At 39.6% G+C, this 17,075-nt stretch carries 14 protein-coding genes; 11 read left to right on the top strand and 3 right to left on the bottom strand.

Going from position 1 to position 17,075, the window contains the following annotated elements; translation table 11 throughout:
* The first annotated feature begins 2 nt into the window (after nucleotides 1-2).
* From ACQFX9_RS16220 to ACQFX9_RS16205, 4 genes are all read left to right on the top strand, one after another.
* The gene (locus ACQFX9_RS16220; RefSeq protein ID WP_427156945.1) at nucleotides 3-308 is read left to right on the top strand and encodes a hypothetical protein; all 306 of its coding nucleotides are present in this window, start codon (nucleotides 3-5) and stop codon (nucleotides 306-308) included.
* A gap of 42 nt (nucleotides 309-350) precedes the next feature.
* Entirely contained in the window at nucleotides 351-974 is a 624-nt protein-coding gene (locus tag ACQFX9_RS16215; protein ID WP_427156944.1) for a hypothetical protein, read from the top strand.
* A gap of 374 nt (nucleotides 975-1,348) precedes the next feature.
* Complete coding sequence (locus ACQFX9_RS16210; RefSeq protein ID WP_427156943.1) at nucleotides 1,349-2,956, top strand: DUF4419 domain-containing protein; 1,608 nt, start codon at nucleotides 1,349-1,351, stop codon at nucleotides 2,954-2,956.
* A 286-nt stretch (nucleotides 2,957-3,242) separates the two neighbouring features.
* Nucleotides 3,243-4,226: an alpha/beta fold hydrolase gene (locus ACQFX9_RS16205; RefSeq protein ID WP_427162914.1), complete on the top strand. Its 984-nt coding sequence runs from the start codon at nucleotides 3,243-3,245 to the stop codon at nucleotides 4,224-4,226.
* Between the two features lie 71 nt (nucleotides 4,227-4,297).
* Here the strand turns inward: ACQFX9_RS16205 and ACQFX9_RS16200 are convergent, their stop codons facing one another.
* Nucleotides 4,298-6,847, bottom strand: coding sequence for a CHAT domain-containing protein (locus ACQFX9_RS16200; protein ID WP_427156942.1), 2,550 nt, complete (start codon nucleotides 6,845-6,847; stop codon nucleotides 4,298-4,300).
* A 172-nt stretch (nucleotides 6,848-7,019) separates the two neighbouring features.
* Between ACQFX9_RS16200 and ACQFX9_RS16195 the strand changes: the two genes are divergently transcribed.
* Nucleotides 7,020-7,634 carry a hypothetical protein gene (locus ACQFX9_RS16195; protein ID WP_427156941.1) on the top strand — a complete coding sequence of 205 codons (615 nt, stop codon included), beginning with the start codon at nucleotides 7,020-7,022 and terminating at the stop codon, nucleotides 7,632-7,634.
* A gap of 73 nt (nucleotides 7,635-7,707) precedes the next feature.
* Here ACQFX9_RS16195 and ACQFX9_RS16190 read toward each other — a convergent pair whose 3' ends face one another.
* Both ACQFX9_RS16190 and ACQFX9_RS16185 read right to left on the bottom strand, forming a co-directional pair.
* A complete protein-coding gene (locus ACQFX9_RS16190) occupies nucleotides 7,708-8,865 on the bottom strand; it encodes a DUF1822 family protein (RefSeq protein ID WP_427162913.1) in 1,158 nt (385 codons plus the stop codon).
* A 4-nt stretch (nucleotides 8,866-8,869) separates the two neighbouring features.
* Entirely contained in the window at nucleotides 8,870-10,030 is a 1,161-nt protein-coding gene (locus ACQFX9_RS16185) for a sigma-70 family RNA polymerase sigma factor (protein ID WP_427156940.1), read from the bottom strand.
* A gap of 238 nt (nucleotides 10,031-10,268) precedes the next feature.
* On the opposite strand from ACQFX9_RS16185, the gene ACQFX9_RS16180 reads away from it, so the two are divergent.
* The 6 genes from ACQFX9_RS16180 to ACQFX9_RS16155 all read left to right on the top strand — a co-directional run bounded on the left by ACQFX9_RS16180 (nucleotide 10,269) and on the right by ACQFX9_RS16155 (nucleotide 17,042).
* Nucleotides 10,269-10,493, top strand: coding sequence for a mersacidin/lichenicidin family type 2 lantibiotic (locus ACQFX9_RS16180; RefSeq protein ID WP_427156939.1), 225 nt, complete (start codon nucleotides 10,269-10,271; stop codon nucleotides 10,491-10,493).
* A gap of 102 nt (nucleotides 10,494-10,595) precedes the next feature.
* Nucleotides 10,596-10,820 carry a mersacidin/lichenicidin family type 2 lantibiotic gene (locus ACQFX9_RS16175; RefSeq protein ID WP_427156938.1) on the top strand — a complete coding sequence of 75 codons (225 nt, stop codon included), beginning with the start codon at nucleotides 10,596-10,598 and terminating at the stop codon, nucleotides 10,818-10,820.
* Nucleotides 10,821-10,880: 60 nt separating this feature from the next.
* Nucleotides 10,881-11,105 carry a mersacidin/lichenicidin family type 2 lantibiotic gene (locus ACQFX9_RS16170; protein WP_427156938.1) on the top strand — a complete coding sequence of 75 codons (225 nt, stop codon included), beginning with the start codon at nucleotides 10,881-10,883 and terminating at the stop codon, nucleotides 11,103-11,105.
* A gap of 60 nt (nucleotides 11,106-11,165) precedes the next feature.
* A complete protein-coding gene (locus ACQFX9_RS16165) occupies nucleotides 11,166-11,390 on the top strand; it encodes a mersacidin/lichenicidin family type 2 lantibiotic (protein WP_427156938.1) in 225 nt (74 codons plus the stop codon).
* Between the two features lie 140 nt (nucleotides 11,391-11,530).
* On the top strand, nucleotides 11,531-14,782 hold the full coding sequence (locus tag ACQFX9_RS16160; RefSeq protein ID WP_427156937.1) for a type 2 lanthipeptide synthetase LanM family protein: 3,252 nt from the start codon (nucleotides 11,531-11,533) through the stop codon (nucleotides 14,780-14,782).
* A gap of 43 nt (nucleotides 14,783-14,825) precedes the next feature.
* Nucleotides 14,826-17,042, top strand: coding sequence for a peptidase domain-containing ABC transporter (locus ACQFX9_RS16155; RefSeq protein ID WP_427156936.1), 2,217 nt, complete (start codon nucleotides 14,826-14,828; stop codon nucleotides 17,040-17,042).
* Nucleotides 17,043-17,075 lie beyond the last annotated feature (33 nt).

The raw sequence follows: 17,075 nt of genomic DNA, 5'->3' as shown, positions 1-17,075 counted from the left end.
GTATGAAAGTTATTTCTCTTTCTGTAATTTTTGTAGTGCTGGGAATCAATTTCTTAATTTCCGTTCCCGCTTTGGCAGACACAAATATGTCTGTAGCTAATAACTTTGAAATTGGTCAAAAAGTTATGTGGCTTTATAAAAATCGTCCTGATGCTGCTAATGTGCAGAAAATTCCGGCTGAAGTAGTTAAGTTAAGCCCTAAAAAAGTGCAAATTAAAGTCCGCAGAAACAATGAATTTATTAATCGTTGGGTAAGTCCTAAAAAGCTGGAAATTTTCCCTAATATTCAAAAATTGCCATCAGTATAAATCAGAGCAAGTCTCATAAATACTCACATCAAGGAGAAAAATATGCAGTTCATCAAAATTATACTTGTAGCTCTAGCATTAATTGTTAACTTCACAATTTCTCAACCTGCTTGGGCTAGCAAGGACTTTACCAAAGGGGCTGATTACACTGAAGTTACTCAAGAAATCAATCAACTTTTGAGTGTGCAGACTACTCCAGAACAAGCTGGTTATACATCTGAGCAATTGCAAGCCAGACTAACACAATTGCAAGCTCAAAAATCTATCATGGAAACTGCGAAAAAACGAGCGCAGTGTCTGAATGAAACTGGTAAAACTTTAGGCGTTTATGCCAACAAAGGCAAAAAATCTCCAACCCAACTTTACTATTTAGCCGCAGGTAAAATTACAGATGATGATTGGGATTGCGATGGTATATACTTACCAGCAGGTTCTCAGGTTGTTTTAAGTCCGAATGCTCCAGTTGAAGAACTAACTGAACCAATTGCTGTTAAGTTTGTAGATGGTACACAATCAATCGCTCAGACTAATCCCACTACAGGCGCAATTGAATTTAATCTGACACCTGCAAAAGTCTTCAAAGCTGGTGAAACTAATTGGTTATTCCCTACTTTATCTCAGGCAGAAATTGATACACAAGTTCCTAGTAAACAACTAATTGACTGAACTTGCATCTAGCGATCGCACAACCTCTTACTGTACCAAATCATACCTTACCCTTCTTAATTAGGAAGGGTTTTTTATTAGGATAGTAATCTAATTTGATTTTTCAACTTATTTGTAAAGCTAAAAAATCTTCATACATAATAGAAAACAAAAAGATCAACTGACTAGAGAAGTGCGATAATCAGCCCCACCAAGGTCATTGTTAACTTGTTTACAACCATATTCAATCTAGGGTAATTCCAATAAATAAAATACCTAATATATAAGAATAATTAACTTTTGTAATTAAGACTACATCTTCGCAAAAATAGCATAATTCCTTTTTTATATTTAGAAAATCCTCAGTAACACTACAATATAACCAAAACTAGCTCATGTCAGTAACTGCACCTATCCTGGAACAAACTGTAGGAAAGATTCGCTTTTGCGTTGATGATGTCAAAAAAGCTCAAAAACAATTACCTACTGAAAACTTCAAATTACGGTTAGAGAAGCATTTAGGCAAGCAGATGCTAGCATTCAGCCATAATGATACGTTTGAAATAATTCAAGATCAAGGTACTCATTCTTTGGCGTTTGCTGTTCATGCGGCTTTTAGCAAACATCGCCCGTTATTATTAACACCTGACATCATTTGGATAACCTTAGCTCAAGGATTTGCTCAACATATCAACAATCATGCAGAAACTTTGCGTTCGCGTTTTGTTCGTCATCAAAGCAAGCAAGAACTGATAGTTGAAACCTTACAAATCCCTCAGCAACCCCAGCACTGGAGTGAAGCAGCCCAAAATTGGGCATTACTGATCCGCGACCATGTAGGCTCTGACCTATATCGATTGCTAGAATGTAACTTCAGCACTACGACACCCATCACTCGCACAGCCAGTCATATTGTGATGATGAATAGCTTCCAAAAGTATTTTGACTACGCAATGACTTGTATATGCGGCATTCCTGAGATTACACTGCTGGGTACTGTAGAAGATTGGCAAAATATTTGCGATCGCATCCCAGTCATGGCTGAGTATGACTTAGACTGGTGGACTGCTCGCTTAATGCCAATCTGTCAAGAGTTTGTAGAGACAGCTTCAGGTAGGCCATCACTCTTGTTTTGGCGCAGTATCTACAAGCCTCAAGCTGTCTATGGCGGTGAACTAATTACTGGTTGGTTGAGTGATCTATTTCCTTATATTAAACATTCAGTCACTAAAGCTCCCTCAGTCAGAAATCCCGTTCTGGAAATAGATCGCTGCTCCTTACCTAACAGTTCACCATCCTCCGAACAACCATTTAGCCACGGAACTCACGGTATTAGTGCCAATAGCTTGCCTTTAGGAATCTCTAAGGCTCCATTTCGTCTGCAATTGGCAGACTCTCAAGAATATTTTTTAGAATTAATCGCTGGTTTCATCGGCGTTCGTCAAGATTCTCAATCGCAAACGTTACAACCTGAGATTGGTTGGGCAGTGTGCGAACGTAACAACGATTTTGCACAGTTACTCGACAAAGTTCAACAGCAGCACCTCACACAACCGCCAATTAACTGGTCTGACTTTCATAAAAGCCACTTCTCAGAGACAGTTTCTAAAGAACATATTGAAATGCTAGAGCGATTCGATGGCGCGACACTCTACGCTAATAGCGGTCATTTTTGGCAAATTCCTCAATATAGTTTTCATAAAATTTATACAATTTCCCAACCCGATTCTTTGACCTGTTATGCAACTCATTTGATGGATCTTGAAGATGGTCGCTGTATTGCTTACTTCTGTAATACTCTCAAGAGCGAATGTTGCATAATTTTGGGACAGCCCATTTCAGACAGTAATCAGCTTCAAACTCCTGTAATTATTGCTAATAGTATTCCAGAACTTTTTGAGCGCATATTTCAAGCTCAGGGGCATTACTACTTTGACGATTCTAACTTTGAGGTTGTCCAATTCAAATATGAATTAGAGCCTTGGCCAGAAGAAGAGAGTTAGTAATACCAATTCACTAAAATTATGATACAGATCCAAACCCAGAAACCCTTGTCAAGTCAGGATTTATCAATTGCGAATTGCGAATTGCGAATTGCGAATTGCGAATTGCGAATTGCGAATTCGTATAACATTTGCTCTAATACCAATTCGCAATGGACTTCTCTTCTCTACGAGACGACGAGAGCGTAGCTTGCTTCCCCGGAGGGGTACGCTAACGTAATTCGCATTTATACAAAGCTGAATTAAACGATTTTCGTCATAAATTCAGGATATATTAAAGAATATGATGTCATTCCCTATTGAAACTATCGTAATATTAGCTACAACGTTGTATCAGGCGATCGCTAGCTCAATAGAAAATCGACAACCGCCGCAAGGACAACTAATTGATGTGGGTGGGTATCGCTTACACTATTACACTGAGGGAAAGTCTAGCCCCACTGTGGTTTTAGAACACAGTTTAGGTGGAATTGAAGGCTATTTGCTTGTGCCAGAAATAGCCAAACTATCACGAGTTTGTATATATGATCGTGCTGGATATGGTTGGAGTGATCATAGTCCGCATCCACGCACCAGTCAGCAAATTGTTACAGAATTAGATTTTCTCCTCACAAAAGCGGGAATTGAGCCACCTTATATTCTTGTCGGTAATTCCTTTGGTAGTTATAACGTCCGGTTATATGCCCATTATTTTCCCGAAAAAGTAATCGGGATGGTGCTGACTGATGGACTCCATGAAACAGGAATGCTCAAAATGTCCATCTATTTACAAGCTTTAAAACTATTTTTTGTTTCTGGTTTCTTCATGTCAATTTTAGGGTCAATATTTGGCATTATCAGACTACTCAAATTGATTGGTACTTTTGAGATGATTAAGCCAGAATTAACTAAATTTCCTCAAGCAGAACTAAACCCAATTAAGCGTTCTTTCTGCCGCCCTAAACACTGGATTACCATGAGTCGAGAACTCTTGAACCTAGATAATAGCAGTCGCCAACTTCAGTTAACTAGTCAGTTTCAAGCCTTACCTATAGTTAGTATTAAAGCCCATACTTTTTTTAAAACATCCCTTTGGACTATGCTTTTACCTATAAAAGCAGCTAATCGGTTACGAGAACAAATGCACATGAGAATAATCAATTTATCCCCAGATTGTGTACAAATTGATGCTCACAAAAGTAGTCATTTTGTTTGGATTGATCAGCCTGAGTTAATCTTAGATGCTATTAAAATAATTTTAGAAAAGGTTAGTTCTAGTAGTTCGTCATAGGTTGCGCCCCACTATACTAACAGAATTCTGATTTAGATATTAATCAGGAGTATTTTTGACCAGAACTCAGATTAAATCCAATTACCAACTAACACATAGGCAGCCCAATAACTAGGGCGACTGTAATTAGGATAACTTGTTAATAGTTTGACTTGAGCGCGGCGTAAAGCTTCCGCTTTAGTGACTTTATTATTGATTAACTCACTATAAAATTCACCAATTAAGATAGCAGTAGATTGATCATTAATGTGCCATAGGGAAGCGAGTGTACTACGTGCGCCAGCTTTGACTGCCGCACCTGCCAGCCCCAATGTAGCACGATTGTCACCTGTAGCAGTTTGACAAGCACTCAAAACTAATAATTCTAAAATTTGTGTGTTAGTTTCACTCTGAGAGCGCAGTAAGTTATCGAATTGTAAAACATTGATAGAACCATCACTGGCTAAAATGAAAGTATTTTCTGGACGAGAACTAAATTGTCCGTGAGTTGCCAAATGTAAGACATTAAAAGGAACAGTATTAACGTTTTTTTCGAGAGTGGTACTGGTAAAGTCTTGATCTAGTAATTTTTTGGTAGATGCTCCTGTTTGAGCTATCAGGTCAAATTCTAACTTGATGCCTGGTAAGGGTGGGAATGTGGGAAATTGTGGTGGTGGTTGTACTAAACCAGCAGCCAGAACATTCACAGGTTTTTGTGCTAAAGATTTGGGTGCTGATAGCTGAAGCCCTAAACTCAAAGCCACAGCGTATTTTTCCACTAAATATTTTTCACCGTCGTATAAGGCAGCTAGGGGTATATTTCGGAATGCTCCATCTAATACGAATACTAGAGTATTAACTTGACTGGTGGCTAAATTAGAGGCAATAGGTTGAATCAACCAGTTATAGACTTCTTGTGATAGGGTTTGAACTTCCTCTGTTCTATCTGGTTCTAAAATATATTCTTGTAGTTGTGCCAAAGTGCGCTCAACTGCTGCCTGGGATTTATTAACTGTAAAATGGCGCAGTGGTTGCTGAGGAATTTTCACAATTACTTGCAATCTTTCTGGGAGAATAATGGGATAAAGTATGGCAGTGTTGGGATTTTCTTGATCTACTATTTGATCTAGAATTACCTTCTGTCCTTGTAAACAGGCTTCACGCAAAAAGTTATCTAATTCTGCTAACTGTAATGCCTCAATGCGGTTTCTCGCTTTCTCTAATGTGGGAATATCAGGTTTTTCTCCAGAATTTTCTAGTAGTAAAGCCACCGACTCACGATAAACTGGCTCAACATTATCGCGGAAATTAAACTGAATATCTTGGCTGAGTGCGACTAAATCAGTACGCAGTGAATTTAATGTTTCTATAGTTGCGTCATAAGCTGCGATCGCTCCTGTAAAATTACCTTGGGCTTTTAATAATCTACCCATCTGCCATTGCCATAAATAACTGATTTCCGGTGCATTACTGGTTTGCGCCAATATCAAAGCCTGTTGTGTAAGGTTAATAGCTTCAGGAATTTGTCGTGTCTTTTCATACAGGCTACCAAGATTACCTAAAGCATAGGCTTCGGCGCGGATATCTTCTATACTCCGGGCTTGTTGTACAACTGTAGCCAGGAGTTGGGCAATTTCGGATGTGGGAGTATTTAAACTACCTAAACTGTGCGCCAAGTTAATGCGGGCGTAAATTGAAGGGCGCGACGGTGGCATTTCTGAGAGTAAAGATTGAATTTCAGGGATTAAAACTTGTGCGGCTGCCAGTTGTTTTTCTGCAATTAATAAATTGAGATGATTCAGTCTAGCTTTAACTTTTGTGAGGGGCGAAGGTGAGATATTAAATACTTGTTCATAAAATGCGATCGCCTGAGAATTTTTCTGTTGGATGCGAGCGTTATTACCTAAACTAAGGAGAGTTAAAGCAATATTCTCTGGAGATTTTAGCCGTTGATAAATTGCTAAACTTGCTTCTAAAGCTAGACGAGATTTCTCTAACTCTCCCACATTTTCTAAGGTATCACCCAAAGACAGTAAAACATCTGCCTTGGCTAAAGAATCATCTTGAGATTTGAGAGTTTGGTTTACCTGTTCTAATTGCTTAATAGCTTGCTGATTAAAACCTTGATAGCGTAATGCTTGAGCTTGATAAAGTCGAGCTAAGGCAATACCACTGTTATCGCCTATCTGAGTATAAATATCTTCAGTCTGTTTCCAAGTTATTAGAGCTAATTCTGGCTTACCTGTTAATATTTGTAAGCGTCCTTGAATATCTAGAGTTTGTGCTAAAACTGCTAAATTCTGACTGTGATTTTTTTGCAACTCCAAGCTTGTAGTAATAGCTAATTCTGCTTGCTGCCAATCACCAAGTTGTTGATAAGCCAATGATAAATTACTCAAAGCCACAGCTTGTTTGAAACTATCTCCCTGGCGTTGATATTCTTGAATTGCTTGCTGTAATATTTGCACAGCCTCAGCAAATCTCCCACTTTCATATAATTTTTGACTCTCAACAATATTTGATTGTGAATCTTGATTGATAATTATTTTTTGAGGAATATTAGCGAAGACTGGAGTTACTAAAACACATATTAATATAGTGATTAATACCAGCAACAAAAAATTAAAAAATTTATTCTTCATCTTCTCAAAATGGATGTTGAATTGAAAGTCCAGATTAATAATCTATTCCAGAAGCATACTATCTATAGGAATCCGGTTCCATGATCTAAAAAAATCTCAATAATATGTAGTAAAATAACACAGCTAAGGGGCTTTCACATAAAACAATATCCAAACTGTAAAGTTAAAAATTATGAACCGCCCACGAATTATTCAACCAGGACAAAGCTATACTTTCAGTAAATATTTTGACTTACCATTTTCTCCAGAAGATATACTGGCTGAAATCGGTTGTACTTATGGACGTGAACGCTTACCATTACCAAAAACAGAAGTAGTAGCTAATAAAACTGAGCAATTACAGCAAGTAATTGAACGCAATCTTCGACGAGTCCAGTTACTAAGCGAAGATGCACGCAAACAAGCAATAATTGCACCTATATTATTAGAAGTATGTGAAATAGCTCAAACCCAGTTAAATATTGAGTATGCAATCAATGTTAGTGATCAACTAAAAGGCAACTTAGATTACTACATTGATAAAGGTAAAGGTTTGTTAGTGATTGAAGCAAAACAAGCAGATTTAAGCAGGGGATTTACACAATTAGCAGTAGAATTAATCGCCCTTGATCAATGGATTAATTCAGATAAATCTCTTCTTTATGGAGCAGTAACTACTGGTGAGGATTGGCGATTTGCTAAATATAATCGTCAAGAAAAACACATAACTGAAGATTTAAAGTTATATCGAGTACCTGAAGAATTACCAGAGTTAATAGAAATTTTGGTTGGCATATTGAGTAATTAAGCAACTTCCAGAATTGTTATCCGCGTACCCTGCGGGAAGCAAGGTACATCTGTGTTTAACAGTCATCAGTTATCTAAAAACGCAAAATTTCGCGCTCATAGTCTAGCGGTAAAGGTGTAACCTCCCAAACTAAACCTTCACCAGTTTCTAACATTACTTCTACGGATAATTCTTCTCTAGGACTTGTCGCGGTATCTTCATTGTGAGGAAATGGTTGTAAGTCTTCTGTGAGTAGTCTGAGTTGAAAGCCTACAGGAATAAGATTGTCTGAATTTGTCGGGTGTAATTCAAACCGCCAAATGTTCTCTTCTGGGTTTCCTTTGGCAATAACTCGCAACTCATACGTATTACCAGCTACTAGTATTTGTCGAGATAAACCTAAAGTAGAAACTTGGCTTTCTATACTCCTTATCCCTGAAGACACAGCTAAAAACTGTCGCCTTTCCCAACCTAATTGTTGAGCAAAATTTGCTACACCTGCTTGTAACCATTGCCCTACGGATGCTGATTGTACAACTCCTTGACGCAATTCATACAAACGTTGTCGCCAACCGCCATGAGTGATTAATGCTCCCCAAAGTTGAAAGGGAACTTCTAGACGAGGAAATTTGATATCTGCGTGACTTAATCTTTGCAGTAAATTGTCTGCTTGGGTTTGGGGTAAGGGTGGTAGAGAAGTAACCGACGCACGGGTGATTTCTTCAGGAGATAATTGGCGAGTTACCCACAGCACATTCAAGTCGGAAATGAGCTGATCAGATTCTAAACTGTAAGTGCGATCGCCTGCATCATAAACCCCTAAACTTTTCACTTGTTGATGCGTTGTGTAACCAGAAACCCGCATCCAGCCTTCCTCCGAATTTAACTGCACAGCCAAATAATAATCAGCTACCCATTCAGGAATATCCACCCATTCTTGAGGTACACGCAATTCATCCCCATCCATTGCTAAGGTAGGAATTAACACCAAGCGCGAGTTATCAAAATTCACAGCCGTACCATTAACTACTTCCCAAATACTCGGTAAAGCCACCCTGTTGGGATAAACCCTCGCCTGGGGTGTAACTTCCTCTTGCAACCAGTCTAAAAAAGTAGTTAAACAAACTTGATTAACCCAAGCACGCTGACAAGCACCAGGTGTAGAGTAATTCTGCTCTAGATTTGGTGATGTCGGAATCAATTCTAGAACCAAGTCATTATCAACAGCGAAACCCACAGCATGATCAAACATAATCTCAAGCGGTTCTATAGTAATTGGTAAGCCATTCATCTAGACTTTTGCTAATGGCATCGACTACGACAGATGTCGGTGAAATATGCAAATTATCCTGACTCCACTGGGTTAGTGTAGTGAGTAATGAGCGTTTAATGCTACTTAAGCGACGAGAGACTGAATATTGCTTAATTGCTAACTTTTCGGCAATTTGTTGTTGAGTCAGATTTTGCTGATAATAAGCTTGGAGTAATTGTTGAGCCTGAATATCTAAAGCTGCTATGGCATCAATCAACACTTGGTTTAATTGTATTTGTTGTGTTTGTCTCGTTCTAGCTGACTCTTGGGCAATAATTTCCGTTAGTAATGATGCTGATAAATCTGCGGGTAATGTATCTAATAAATTACCTGATTCTTGCCCAGGAATGGGAGCATCTACAGACACAAACTTGGGGTAAAGAAACTCTCGTACAGCTTTGGCGCAGGTACTCAACCATTTTTCCAATGTTTCGGGAGTTAGTTGACTCAAGCTTTGTCTATTATAAAGTTGAGTGATGGCTTGCCATGTGCTGTTATCGGGTTTTCCTAGCTGACGGATAGTTTGACTGTCACTGGTGTAGAGTTCCCGAAAACATTCCCAAGCTAAAACGTAATTCTTGGTAATTTGACTATTAAAACCTGCATGATTTAAGGAATTTATCAACCGCTTGCGGCTAATTTTATGCAGTAAAGCCCAGTCAGTGCAGATATCTGCTTCCTTTCCCACACGTAGGGAATCTTTGAGAAAACGCTCAAAAGCAAATTCAGCATAGCTTTTTAAGCTTGTACTATATTCAGGATTAAAATTTTTGAGAATTTTATGAATGCAGGAAATCGCTATCTGAAAACAATCAGCAATAGAAAATTGACTCGAAAAATTTAAGGCTATTTTCCTCGCCACCCAATAACATACCTCTTGCAAATAAGCCGAAATATGTCCCACTGCTAAAGGACTGGCTTCTATTTGCCAGATTTTGTACCAGTACAGCACCCAAAAGTTATCAGATATCTGTTGTGGGTGTTGTTGCAAGCAATTTTTGATACTTCGGTTTAGTTTGCCATCTGTCACCCAAACACTGAACCTATCTGCATCAAACTGCACAAAGGTTGAGAAGGTTTCAAGAATACCCTGTCGGGGTTGCATAAAAATTTTGTGAGTATAGAAAATTTAGAGTTTACGAGTTTCTATTTAATTGTAATACAAAGGATTCCAGGCATTTACTCCCTTTTTCAAAAAAATATTTTGACTAGGGTGCATAAACACTAAGAGCCATCGTAGAGAGTCACAGGACAACCAAAGCACAGTTAAATTTCTGAAGTTTAGGGTTGTTTCTAAAAACTCAATTTTTCACAATAATTGCCAACATCAAAGGAGAAAAATCATGTCTAATTTTGACATTATCTGCGCCTGGAAAGATGAAGAATATCGCAATAGTTTGAGTGACGAACAACGTTCTCAATTACCTGAAAATCCTGCCGGAATGATTGAATTAACTAATGAATTAACACAAACAATTGCTGGTGGTAAATTTACTCAGGGGATTATATGTACGTGCAGATTGACTCATTTTACTTGTGGGACTATTTGCGATATTCAACAACTTTAACCCTGACTGCATAAACACAATAATCCATCGTATACCTCACAAGAATGACCAATAAATAGGTCAATTTCTCACAATAATTACCAACATCAAAGGAGAAAAATCATGTCTAATTTTGACATTATCCGCGCTTGGAAAGATGAAGATTATCGCAATAGTTTGAGTGACGAACAACGTTCTCAATTACCTGAAAATCCTGCCGGGATGATTGAATTACCTAATGAAGTCACACAAACACTTGCTGGTGGTGGATTTTCTCAAGGTGTTTTCTGCACAGGTCTAAAGGGTTTTACTAAGGGTGTTATTTGCGACATTCTGACTAGAAGATAAGACGACTGGATTGACACAAATCACTATCGAAATAATTGCCAACATCAAAGGAGAAAAATCATGTCTAATTTTGACATTATCCGCGCTTGGAAAGATGAAGACTATCGCAACAGTTTGAGTGATGAACAACGTTCTCAATTACCTGAAAATCCCGCCGGGATGATTGAATTACCTAATGAAGTCACACAAACACTTGCTGGTGGTGGATTTTCTCAAGGTGTTTTCTGCACAGGTCTAAAGGGTTTTACTAAGGGTGTTATTTGCGACATTCTGACTAGAAGATAAGATGACTGGATTGACACAAATCACTATCGAAATAATTGCCAACATCAAAGGAGAAAAATCATGTCTAATTTTGACATTATCCGCGCTTGGAAAGATGAAGACTATCGCAACAGTTTGAGTGATGAGCAACGTTCTCAATTACCTGAAAATCCCGCCGGGATGATTGAATTACCTAATGAAGTCACACAAACACTTGCTGGTGGTGGATTTTCTCAAGGTGTTTTCTGCACAGGTCTAAAGGGGTTTACCAAGGGCGTTATTTGCGACATTCTGACTAGAAGATAAGACGAATTCATTGGCACGATTTAATGAAGATAAAAGGTTTGTAGTTGTGCTGTTTTAGCATACTTAACTACAGGGAATGGGTGAGTCTTTTTAGTTCACTCTTTCCCACATTTTTTGAATTTGATTTTGGAAGAGAAACTATGCTTAATCAAAATTATGTTATTAATAAACAATGGCTGCAAGCTCTGACATTAGCTGAACGTGTTGCCTTAATAAATATACTTAATTCCTCGAAATCTCAACAGCAAATCAATGCCAAAACAGCACAACAAAGGATGCAACGCTGGCGGGAACAAAACTCATTTATGAGTGATGCTGATTGGGAGGAGCGTTTAAAATTGGATGGTGTAACTGAGGAAGAATTTCTCCACATTTTGGGTACGCCAATAGAGGTTATAGGCGATCGCGTTTCTCCTCCAGCATGGGTGTCAGAAATAGAACAAGCATTTACGAGAGCAGCTAACTCTGATACTCATATATTTCTGCCCCCAAATATGCTCAAAGAAGAAACAACTGGTTTTTTATACCTCATTGAACCACTTATTCAACAAGGCTTTGAGCAACTAAATGAGGAGATGCAAAAACTCATTCAGCATCAATCAGAGTTACCGTTTGACGCTGAAGGTGTGATGGATATTTTCCAGGAAAATTTACTAAAACAATTGTTGCCCATGTTACACAGAACAATGGTTTTAGAAATCAATGTGGCACGACTGCAAGGATTGTTAAATGGGGATACACCTGGAGAAAGATTTCAGAACTTCATTGCCAATTTACGACAGCCTTCTCAAGCTTTGGCTTTGTTGCAAGAATATCCAGTTCTCGCGCACCAAATCAAAATTTGTATTGATCACTGGATACAGTTCAGTTTAGAGTTTCTGCGCCATCTGTGTGCTGATTGGACTGATATCTGCAAGCTGTTTAGCCCTGAAGATCAGCCAGGAGTGCTGGTAGAGTTAGAAGGTAGTGCAGGCGATACCCATCATAGAGGACGTTCTGTTCTGATTGCTAAATTTAGCTCTGGGTTGCAGATTGTTTATAAACCGAGAAGCCTAGCTGTTGATGTGCATTTTCAAGAACTACTGACTTGGTTAAATAAGCGGGGTACTCATCCACCATTTTACACCTTAAAGATTTTAGAACGGGGTTCTTATGGTTGGGTAGAGTTTGTGACTGCTGCTGAATGTCAGACAACAGAGGAGATTCAACGTTTTTATCAACGTCAGGGTGGTTACTTAGCATTACTCTACGCCTTGCAAGCAACTGATTTTCACAGTGAGAACTTAATCGCCGCAGGTGAGCATCCTATTTTGATTGACTTGGAAGCTTTGTTTCATCCTCACTTTGAGCGCGTGGAACTTGTCAAATCAGACTTACTGGCGTACAAAAAAATAGCTTTCTCCGTATTGAGTATTGGATTATTGCCACAGAAAATTTATGGCAATGATGAGTATGAAGGCCTTGACTTGAGTGGTTTGGGATCTGCACAAGGTCAGCTTACGCCTTATCGGGTTCTTTATTTGGAAGGACAGGGAACTGATGAAGTATCTCTGAAGCGCAAACGCATAGAAATGCCAGGAAACCAAAATCGACCGACTTGCAACGGTAAGGAAGTTAGTGTATTAGATTATACGGATGCTCTAATTACAGGATTTACTAACCTTTATTGGTTGCTGTTTAAACATCGAGACGAGTTACTGGCGGAAAATGGGATTTTAGCTGGCTTTGGGGAATATCATGTACGGGCGATTATTCGTTCTACTTATATCTACAGCTTACTATTAACTGAAGGCTTTCATCCCGACGTTTTACGCAATGCTTTAGACCGCGATCGCCTGTTTGATAAGCTATGGCTAGGAGTTGCACAAGAACCTCATTTAACCAAAGTCATGGCTGCTGAACGCCAAGATTTATGGCAAGGTGATGTTCCCCTATTCACTACTCGCCCCAATTCGCGGGATTTGTGGACTAGTTCTGGTGAGAGAATTGTTGACTTTTTTGCTGAATCAAGTATGGCTTTAGTCCAGCGTCGTTTTCAGCAACTTGGTGAAGCTGATTTGACACAACAACTGTGGTTTATTCGTGCTTCTCTGACAACCTTGGTTAAGGTAGGGGAGCAAAGACAACAAACCAGTTACTCTGTAATTCCTGTAGATGATCAAGTTAGTCGTGAACAATTACTCAACGCAGCACAAGCAGTTGGCGATCGCTTAGAGACGTTAGCATTATCTAGTGAACAGGATGCTACTTGGATTGGTTTACAGCTGACTCCTCAAGAAACATGGTTGCTCACCGGATTAGACATCGATTTGTATAATGGATTACCAGGAGTAGCATTATTTCTGGCTTATCTAGGTTCTATCACGAATGAGGAACGCTATAGCAATTTAGCGAAATCTGCATTAAATACCATTCTTCGACAAATAGATGCTAGACAATCTGATGTCAAATCTATTGGGATGTTTGACGGTTGGGGAGGAATTATTTATACCTTATCCCATTTGAGTAAACTGTGGAATCAACCTACACTGCTAACAGAAGCCGAAAAGATTGTCCAACTGCTCCCCGATTTGATTGCCAAAGATGAACAATTGGATATTATTAGCGGTGCTGCTGGGTGTATTGCTGGTTTAATTACCCTGTATCATTGTGTGCCAAGCGATCGCACCCTGGCGACAGCGATGCAATGTGGCGATCGTCTCATCGCCTGCGCTCAACCGATGCAGCATGGTATCGCTTGGAGTACAAATATATCAGATACAGCACCGTTAGCAGGGTTTTCTCATGGTGTAGCGGGTATAGCTTGGGCGTTGTTAGAGTTGGCATCATTGACTGGTGAACAGCGTTTTAAAACCACTGCCTTAGCTGCTATTGAATACGAGCGTAGCCTGTTTGTTCCTGAAGTTAGTAACTGGCTAGATTTACGCAATTTTACTACTCACGTTCTCGAAAAAAATCACCTCCAAGATACCTGCATGACGGCATGGTGTCACGGTGCGCCAGGAATTGGACTAGCTCGCTTACGTTCCCTTCCACACCTTGATGATCACCAAATCCGTTCCGAAATTAACACAGCTTTGAAAACCACCACAGTCAATGGATTTGGTAGCAACCATTCCCTTTGTCATGGAGACTTAGGCAATCTAGAATTGCTATTGCAAGCCAGCCTCACCCTAGATGAGCCGCAATGGAAAACTGAAATTGATCGCTTTGCTGCTGCCATTCTTGAAGGTATCAATCAACATGGCTGGCTCTGTGGTGTTCCCTTGAAAGTTGAAACACCAGGACTAATGACGGGACTAGCCGGTATTGGTTATGAATTACTGCGGCTTGCTGCACCAGAGAGTGTTCCCTCAGTTTTGGGGCTAGAACCGCCCAAGGTTAATACTTAGTGAAATTACTTAGTACACATCTATCCCATCGGCGGTTTAATTCATGAAATTCCATCTAATTCAACAACATAGCGAAGAAGACTGCGGTGCTGCCAGTCTAGCGACAGTGGCTAAACATTATGGTAAAACCTTTAGCATTAGTCGCTGTCGGGAAGCTGTCGGTACAGGACAGCAAGGCAGCACCCTCTTAGGATTGAAACAAGGCGCAGAAGCTCTTGGTTTTAATGCAAGAGCAGTAAAAGTAACTCTGGAGACTTGCAACGAAAAAACTATTCCCTTGCCAGCTATTATTCACTGGAAAGGTTATCACTGGGTAGTTTTATATGGTAAGCAGGGTAATAAATACGTCATTGCTGACCCAGGTGCAGGTATCCGTTATCTCGAAAAAAAATGGCTTTTAGAAGCATGGACAAACGGAGTCATGCTCTTATTAGAACCCGATCCAGTGCGCTTTTTTACTCAGGAAGATGAACAAGAAAAAATTGGCGGTTTTGGTCGCTTTCTGCGACGCATTGCGCCTTATCGCGGCATTTTGGCTCAAACCTTATTGCTCAACTCGGTTTTAGGTTTACTTTCCCTTGCTTCTCCCTTCCTGTTGCAAATTCTCACCGATGATGTGCTAGTACGGGGAGATAATCAACTTCTGACTAGTGTGGCGATAGCGGTAATTGCTATGCACCTCATCAGCAGTAGCCTACGGTTAGCCCAATCAAATCTCGTCGCCCACTTTTCACAACGTTTGCAATTAGGATTAATTTTTGAATTTGGCAGGCAGATTTTACGCTTACCTTTAAGTTATTATGAATCGCGGCGTAGTGGTGAAATTGTCAGTCGCCTGGAAGATATTCAACAAATTAATCAATTAATTTCTCAAATTGTTGTGAGTCTGCCCAGCCAATTTTTTATCGCTTTAGTATCTTTAGGTTTCATGCTGTTTTACAGTATCAAACTTACAGTATTAGCTGGTGCGATCGCTCTGTTGATGACCCTATCTACAGTAGTTTTTTTACCCACATTACAACAAAAAATTCGCAGCGTTTTAGTATTATCCGCCGAAAACCAAGGGGTTTTAGTGGAAACTTTCAAAGGTGCAATTACCTTAAAAACTACTGCTGCTGCTCCCCAATTCTGGGAAGAGTTCCAATGGCGTTTTAGTAATTTGGCTAACTTTACCTTCCGTACTATTCAAATTGGTATTGTTAACGGTGTCTTCTCCAATTTAGTATCTAATATTGGTAGCATTGCTTTAATCTGGTTCGGCAGCACCTTAGTCATTCGCCAGGAATTATCTATTGGGATGCTTCTGGCATTTAATAGCATGAATGGCAACTTTAGCAGCTTTATTCAAACTACTATCGATTTTGTTGACGAATTTACCCGTGCCAAAACTGCTACCCAACGTCTCACAGAAGTCATTGACGCTACCCCAGAAACTTTAGATAATCAGCAAAAGCCTTGGGTAAAAATTCCCAGCAACGCAGATATTACCTGTACTAACCTTAACTTTCATCATCCAGGCAGAGTTGAACTACTGGAAGATTTCTCGCTCACGATTCCTGGGGGGCAGGTAATTGCTTTGATTGGTAAATCTGGCTGTGGTAAAAGTACCCTAGCTAAATTGATTGCAGGTTTATATCAACTCCAGTCTGGTAATATTCGCTTTGGTATTTATAATTTAGAAGATATTTCTTTAGACTGTTTCCGCCAACAAGTGGTGCTAGTACCGCAAGATGCACACTTTTGGAGTCGGTCAATTATAGAAAACTTCCGTTTAGGTGCGCCTGATATTAGCTTTGAGCAGATTGTCAAAGCCTGTCAGATTGCTGGGGCTGATGAGTTTATTAGCAATCTCCCCGACAAATATCAAACCGTATTAGGAGAATTTGGGGCGAATCTTTCAGGGGGACAACGGCAAAGATTAGCCATTGCTAGAGCCATTGTGAATAATCCGCCAGTGCTGATTTTAGATGAGTCTACGGGCGCACTCGACCCAGTGAGTGAAGCTCAAGTATTAAATCAGTTGCTCACTCACCGCCAAGGTCAAACCACTATTCTAATTAGCCACCGTCCCAAAGTGATTCAGCAAGCTGATTGGATTGTGATGCTGGAACAAGGGCAATTAAAAATTCAAGGTTCTCCAGAGGTTCTAAGTCGTCAAGCTGGTGAGCATTTAGATTTTTTGGATGGTGTAGATTTATCCTTCAGTAAAAATTCTTGCCACTGTCAGAGACTGTCAGATCAAAAAATATTCAAAATGTAGGGTGCGTCAGAGTGAGAAAACCTAACTATACCC

The sequence above is a fragment of the Aliinostoc sp. HNIBRCY26 genome (assembly GCF_050235535.1).
Lineage (GTDB): Bacteria > Cyanobacteriota > Cyanobacteriia > Cyanobacteriales > Nostocaceae > Trichormus.
The sequence above is the reverse complement of the archived record's forward strand: the minus strand, read 5'-3'. Positions and strand labels throughout refer to the sequence as shown.

Coding starts and splice junctions, on each gene's coding strand:
- ACQFX9_RS16170 (WP_427156938.1), top strand. CDS start 10,881: ATGTCTAATTTTGACATTATCCGCGCTTGGAAAGATGAAGACTATCGC.
- ACQFX9_RS16160 (WP_427156937.1), top strand. CDS start 11,531: ATGCTTAATCAAAATTATGTTATTAATAAACAATGGCTGCAAGCTCTG.
- ACQFX9_RS16175 (WP_427156938.1), top strand. CDS start 10,596: ATGTCTAATTTTGACATTATCCGCGCTTGGAAAGATGAAGATTATCGC.
- ACQFX9_RS16210 (WP_427156943.1), top strand. CDS start 1,349: ATGTCAGTAACTGCACCTATCCTGGAACAAACTGTAGGAAAGATTCGC.
- ACQFX9_RS16190 (WP_427162913.1), bottom strand. CDS start 8,865: ATGTTTGATCATGCTGTGGGTTTCGCTGTTGATAATGACTTGGTTCTA.
- ACQFX9_RS16200 (WP_427156942.1), bottom strand. CDS start 6,847: ATGAAGAATAAATTTTTTAATTTTTTGTTGCTGGTATTAATCACTATA.
- ACQFX9_RS16165 (WP_427156938.1), top strand. CDS start 11,166: ATGTCTAATTTTGACATTATCCGCGCTTGGAAAGATGAAGACTATCGC.
- ACQFX9_RS16215 (WP_427156944.1), top strand. CDS start 351: ATGCAGTTCATCAAAATTATACTTGTAGCTCTAGCATTAATTGTTAAC.
- ACQFX9_RS16155 (WP_427156936.1), top strand. CDS start 14,826: ATGAAATTCCATCTAATTCAACAACATAGCGAAGAAGACTGCGGTGCT.
- ACQFX9_RS16205 (WP_427162914.1), top strand. CDS start 3,243: ATGTCATTCCCTATTGAAACTATCGTAATATTAGCTACAACGTTGTAT.
- ACQFX9_RS16220 (WP_427156945.1), top strand. CDS start 3: ATGAAAGTTATTTCTCTTTCTGTAATTTTTGTAGTGCTGGGAATCAAT.
- ACQFX9_RS16180 (WP_427156939.1), top strand. CDS start 10,269: ATGTCTAATTTTGACATTATCTGCGCCTGGAAAGATGAAGAATATCGC.
- ACQFX9_RS16185 (WP_427156940.1), bottom strand. CDS start 10,030: ATGCAACCCCGACAGGGTATTCTTGAAACCTTCTCAACCTTTGTGCAG.
- ACQFX9_RS16195 (WP_427156941.1), top strand. CDS start 7,020: ATGAACCGCCCACGAATTATTCAACCAGGACAAAGCTATACTTTCAGT.